The sequence below is a fragment of the Proteus sp. G2675 genome (genome assembly GCF_963886535.1).
GTDB classification, from domain to species: Bacteria; Pseudomonadota; Gammaproteobacteria; order Enterobacterales; family Enterobacteriaceae; genus Proteus; species Proteus mirabilis.
In genome coordinates this window covers 1-2,148 of the sequence record NZ_CAWPCB010000046.1, presented here as the reverse complement: position 1 = coordinate 2,148, position 2,148 = coordinate 1, and the positions used below count along the sequence as shown (strand labels likewise).

Annotated in this window: 2 protein-coding genes and 1 pseudogene; all 3 read right to left on the bottom strand. The window is 60.5% G+C overall.

The features are described 5' to 3' along the window. Positions 1-198: pseudogene (locus AACQ49_RS15825) on the bottom strand (hypothetical protein); the annotation flags it as partial. Further along, positions 195-1,691: a TIGR03752 family integrating conjugative element protein gene (locus AACQ49_RS15820; protein ID WP_161779158.1), complete on the bottom strand. Its 1,497-nt coding sequence runs from the start codon at positions 1,689-1,691 to the stop codon at positions 195-197. The gene AACQ49_RS15820 and the pseudogene AACQ49_RS15825, both read right to left, overlap by 4 nt. Then, positions 1,688-2,148 (bottom strand): TIGR03749 family integrating conjugative element protein (locus AACQ49_RS15815; RefSeq protein ID WP_161779157.1); only part of this gene is annotated, 461 nt, incomplete at its 5' end. The genes AACQ49_RS15820 and AACQ49_RS15815, both read right to left, overlap by 4 nt.

The following is a 2,148-nucleotide window of genomic DNA, read 5'->3' as shown; positions in this document are numbered from 1 at the left end:
CTGCCACGCCAGCTGTATCGTCGCCGGTGACATGCCGGCAATCAGCTGCTGTTGCTCCTCATCAAACACCTGATGACCGGCCACCGTCAGGCAAAAATGACTTCCGGTACAACCGGCCTGTCCGGCACTGAACACAAACACCAGCGGAAACGTCACCGGCGTCACAGCCGGCACCCCCGGCTTCGCAAAATACGTCACTCCAGACCTCCTTCCTCACCCTCTGTCAGTGAAAAACCGTAATTCACCCGGCGTCCCTGCGATTCATAATCCACCGGGATCTGACGGCTGATATGCACCGCGACTTTCTGCCCCGGCGGCACATACACCGCATCAAAGGTCTGCCCGTAGCGGGATTTCACCCAGTCTGCCACATCCTTAAACCCGCCGCCGATGGCACTGCCCAGCGCCGCTTTCCCCGCATCCCCGGAGAGCGAGGAGGTGATACCGTACCCGTTGTTCTGCGCGGTATACTGACTCTGCGACATCGCATCCCCGGCCGAGGCCGCTGCCGTCAGGGCAAACAGGGTCGGCAGATAGGTGCCGGCATTGGTTTTACGTTCACCGCTGATACACGGGATCCCGCTCTCATCTGAAATCCAGCCGAGCGACCCGCCGTTATTACGGGCATTCTGTCCGCTGTTGGCCTGACTGCCGCCGTCCGTCCGGTCAGCCGGCTTCGGCACCGTGCGGATCGTGCCGTCCGTAAAAACAAAGGTGATCGAGGTGATATCCCCGCGCACACAGGACAATGTCCAGTCACCGGTGGCCGAGCCGCTGATCACCGCCCCTTCCACATCCGGTAACTCAATGCCGTTCGCCGTGAGGTTGTCTTTTCCCACCACCACCTTGAACGGATACGGATCGGTCACTTTACCGTCAATGGGCACCCGCCCCAGCAACGCCGTCATCGCCTGGCTGCCCACCAAGGTGGCATTCTCCGGTATCGTGTACGCCGGTTCGGTATGGGCCTCACCGTCCGCTGTACCGGAGAGCGTGCGCTGATTTTTGGCCACCCGGTCCAGTTCCGCTTTCTGACGGGTAATGGCGTTATCCTCCAGAAAAGAGGTCGGAAACGCCGGTTTAGCCGGTTGTCCGTTCACCATCCGCCCCGGTTCAGCCGGTTGTGCATCCTGCGGCTCAGCCCACAGCAACCCGTCTTTCACCGTCAGTCCGCTGCCCCCGGTATCCAGCCCCAGTCCCAGCGGAATATCGTCTTGTCCGCTGCCCTGAGCCGGCTGACCACCTGATGCTGTCAGCGTTTCCCCCAGGCTATCCAGACGCCGCATCAGTGTCTGCTGCTCCTGTTGCAGGGCACGCTGCTGACTCTCCGCTTCCTGACGGACGGAAGCCACCGCAGACTGGATCTGCCCCGACACATTCTGCTGCCGGTTACGCAGCTGCGCATTCTCTTCCAGCAATTTCTCATTCTGGGCGATCAATTCCGCCTGACGGTCACGTACCGTTTTCATAGTGCCAATCAGCGTCCTCAGTGTATCGGCCGGGGTATCCCCCTCAATCCCGAGTGACTTCAGCTCCCCTGGGTCAAGGTCATTGATTGACTGAGACAGGTTGTCCTGTCCGCTGCCGGTGACCGGCGTGTCGGGCTGGCAGCTTTTGATACCAATCAGCACCGCCAACGCCAGTGCGGACGGCACCAGAATTTTGACCAGCGTATTGGATTTCACTTTCATCGGGCTTTCCCTCCCGTCCTCCGGACAGGCGGCTCCGCAGGAAACGCCTTATCCGGTTTGCCTTTCATCACCAGATACACTGTGGTGGTATCCTCCGGTGTGCCCTTCGCGTCCAGCCACTGATGCTGGAACGTGGCGCTGACAAACTGCCCCTGCAACTGACGGGGATCCAGCACGACTTTCTGAGCGGACTGATTGGTCAGTTTCACCGCCACCACCCGGTACTCCGCCGCCTGCCAGCCGGCCAGCGGCCGCGCGATCAGTGGTTCAGACGGGTAGAGTGCTGTCAGTGTTTTTGGTAAGGTCAGTGGCAAAGGTTGTACGCCGGACACCGGCTCCACCGTTCTTAACGGTGCATACAGACTCTGGGCGGCATAACGGGTCAGTAAGACCGGTAACGGCGCCGGATAACGGGTTTTCGCTTTGCGGTCCACGCTTTCCGGTACGGCATCGGCTG